General features: G+C 40.0%; 1 protein-coding gene. It reads left to right on the top strand.

The genetic code is table 11. From position 1 onward, the window contains the following. The first annotated feature begins 1,387 nt into the window (after positions 1–1,387). A complete protein-coding gene (locus AW17_RS23065; RefSeq protein ID WP_029280647.1) occupies positions 1,388–3,691 on the top strand; it encodes an ATP-dependent helicase in 2,304 nt (767 codons plus the stop codon). Positions 3,692–4,015: the final 324 nt, after the last annotated feature.

Raw genomic sequence — 4,015 nt, forward strand, 5'->3', positions numbered from 1 at the left:
TTAGGCGTAAATAGTAGCACAAAAAATGATATGAACCTTTGCGAAGCGACACGCGGGAACCAACTTGATTACCTGCACAGGCATTGCGCTCCGAAAAGAAAATTAGTCGATATAATTTTTTCATTGATTGGAAATGAGAGGGTGGTTTTTCATCGGAGATTGCAGTCCTGCTGTTCGCTGTAGCCCTCATGCTTCGGGGCTGCCGCTGCCATCAGGTTTACGAACAGCGTAGGTGCAAAAGCAGCCTCAAAAATGAAATATGGTTTTGACCATTTAGAAAAAGTTGAAGCAGTACCCCAATGTGATTAAGTTAAGGGATAAATCGCAAAATGATGTCACCCTGAGGCATAATTTATTGTATAAAAATCAATATTAATGCAGAGAATTTTTTTGTGCAGTAATAAGCTGCGAGGCATCGTCATTGCGAGAAGGCTTTTTCAGCCGACGAAGCAATCTTTATGGCAAGGATCACTAGCGTGAAAGATTGCTTCGTCGTTCCTCCTCGCAATGACGACCCTTATACTGGCAATACAGGATAGATTCTGGCCACGAAGTAGCTATTAGACCTAAAATTAATAAGAACAGCTAATAAAACAAGGTCAGAATGACGAACGGTAAAATAGGCTGTGGGTTTTAAACCTTTAATAGTAGCACAAACCCAATTTACATAAACCTTGGCGAAGCGGATACCGGCCTTGTGGGCAATGCCTGCAGGCGTATGAGCAAAGCAAAGGGCTACAGAACCCAATGAAATACAGGTTTAGCTTTTCTAAAAAACCAAAGAAACAGATCTACCATAGCCATATTAGCCCTATAAAAACAAGGTCCACTTTACCATATAAGATAGATAAGGCCATATAAGCCAATATAAGGATAGATTCTGACCTCGAAGTGGCTATTAGACCTAAAATTAATAAGAACAGCTAATAAAACAAGTTCAGAATGACGAACGATAAAATAGGCTGTGGGTTTTAAACCTTTAATAGTAGCACAAACCCAATTTACATAAACCTTGGCGAAGCGGATACCGGCCTGTGAGAAATGCCTGCAGGCGTATGAGCAAAGCAAAGGACTACAGAACCCAATGAAATACAGGTTTGGCTTTTCTAAAAAACCAAAGAAACAGATCTACCATAGCCATATTAGCCCTATAAAAACAAGGTCCACTTTACCATATAAGATAGATAAGAACATATAAGCCAATATAAGGATAGATTCTGACCACGAAGTAGCTATTAGACCTAAAATTAATAAGAACAGCTAATAAAACAAGTTCAGAATGACGAACGGTTGGGGCGACCGATTAGGTTTTAAACTAATTACTAACAACTTTGGCAAAAAGCGATAGGAATTGTTATTTTTGAACCTCAAAAAAACAGGAGCCGATTTGGATTATTTAGCAGGATTAAACCCACAACAAAGAGCAGCAGTAGAGAACACAAAAGGACCAGTAATGATTGTTGCAGGTGCAGGTTCGGGCAAAACCAGGGTAATTACATTTCGTGTAGCCCACCTTATTCAAACCGGTACCGATCCTTTTAACATTCTGGTTTTAACCTTTACCAACAAGGCGAGTAAGGATATGCGCGAGCGTATTAGTAAAGTGGTTGGTGCAGAGGCAAAGAACATTTGGATGGGTACTTTTCACTCTGTTTTTGCCAAGATTTTACGGGTAGAGGCCGAGAAAATCGGTTATCCAAGCAATTTCACCATTTACGATACCGATGATAGTAAAAGTGTAATCCGGGCCATTTTGAAAGAAATGCAGCTGGATGATAAATTATATGCAGCAAATTTTGTTTTTAATAGAATTTCATCAGCCAAAAATAATTTAATTTCCTGGGGCGAATATCAAGCTAACGACCAGATACAGGCCGAAGATATCCAGAATAAACGCCCATTAATCGGCCAGATTTACGAAACCTATGCCAAGCGCTGTTTTAGAGCTGGGGCAATGGATTTCGACGATTTGTTGTTCAAAACCAATATTTTATTGAAAGAACATCCGGATGTTTTAAATAAATATCAGCAGAAATTTAGATACCTGATGGTGGATGAGTATCAGGATACCAACTTTTCGCAATATACCATTGTGAAAAAACTGGCAGCGGCTTATCAGAACATTTGTGTAGTAGGTGATGATGCACAGAGTATCTATGCCTTCCGTGGCGCAAACATCCAGAATATTTTAAATTTCGAACGTGATTATCCTGATTTAAAGGTTTATAAATTAGAACAGAATTACCGTTCTACTCAAAATATTGTTGATGCTGCGAGCAGTATCATTGCAAACAACAAAAACCAGCTCGAAAAAAACGTTTTCTCAGAAAATGCAGAAGGGGAAAGAATTAAAGTTTCGCGGGCTTTTACCGATAACGAAGAGGGTAAACTGGTTGCCGAAGCCATTATTCAGGAACGCAGTACAAAAGGCTACCAACACAACGATTTTGCCATTTTGTATCGTACCAACGCACAAAGCAGGGCTATGGAGGAGGGCTTACGCAAATTAAATATTCCTTACCGGATATATGGCGGTCAATCTTTTTACCAACGCAAAGAGATTAAAGATTTAATTGCGTATTTCCGTTTAACTTTTAATCCGAAGGATGAAGAAGCTATAAAACGCGTAATCAATTACCCTAAACGTGGTATTGGCGATACTTCGATCGATAAAATTATTGTTGCGGCAGATCAGCATGGAAAAACCATGTGGGATGTAATTTCGAATGCACACGAATATGTAGATGGGCGTTTAGCTAATCAATTGAACGATTTTGCTATGATGATGCAAAGTTTTCAGGCAGAGGCAAAAAAGCTCGATGCTTATGATACGGCTTTGTTTATTGCCCAACATGCAGGTATTTTAAAAGAATTATATACTGATGATAGCGTTGAAGGGCGTGCACGGTATGAAAATATCCAGGAGTTATTAAATGGTATTAAGGAATTTGCAGAACGCGAGGATATTGAAGAAAAAGGTCTCGATATCTTTATGCAGGATGTTGCCCTTTTAACCAATGATGATAAAGATGGAGATAAAAATAAGGATACGGTTTCTTTAATGACGATCCACTCGGCCAAAGGTCTGGAGTTTAAAAACGTGTTTATTGTTGGATTGGAAGAAAATCTGTTTCCATCACAAATGTCGTTAACCAACCGCACTGATTTAGAGGAAGAGCGCCGTTTGTTTTATGTGGCCATTACCCGTGCCGAAGTAAAACTGACACTTACTTATGCCACTTCCCGCTACCGCTGGGGAACGTTAACCAACTGCGAACCAAGCCGTTTCATTAACGAAATTAGTCCGAAATTTTTAGAATTGGATGTAAAACCGGCCAAGTCGAGCAGTTTTGAAGGTAATTTTGACGATGACCGCAAAACATGGACCTCGCAGCCACGTGATTTCTTTAGCAAACCGAAACCAGCGGCCGGCGCAACGACTTCTGCCCCACCTGTCCGCCCGAAAACAACATCGCTATTGGCAAAAGCACACGTACCAACACCTGGCTTTACCCCATCTCAACCACATGAATTTCAAGGCGGTATGGAAGTTGAGCACGAAAAATTCGGTTTTGGAAAAATTATCAGCTTGGAGGGAACCCTGCCTGATGTTAAGGCTACTGTATTTTTCCAGGGCTTGGGCAATAAACAGTTACTGCTTAAGTTTGCAAAATTGATGATTGTGAAATAAGTGCAGATTTCAATTTAGCCACGGAAATAACGGAAATTCGTCATCCTGTCCCGATTTTACATCCTATCGTGTGGACACATCTTTTGTTAATTCTATATTTGTTTTTAGTGCACATTCATTAAGGCGGTCGTCATGCTGTCCCGAATGTTCGGGATCAGCATCTTTCTAGCTACTAAAGGCATTTATTTGGAAAAAAACATTAATTACCCAAACATTGTCTTTTCCGCTCTTTGCCGCGGGGGCATGGTAGTTTTTCGCAGATCATGTTATTTTTATTTGTGCTCAAGAATGCTGGCGCATTTTGGAGCGCCAATTACCCAAAGC

The organism is Pedobacter borealis DSM 19626 (genome assembly GCF_000708285.2).
In the GTDB taxonomy this organism is placed as follows: domain Bacteria; phylum Bacteroidota; class Bacteroidia; order Sphingobacteriales; family Sphingobacteriaceae; genus Pedobacter; species Pedobacter borealis.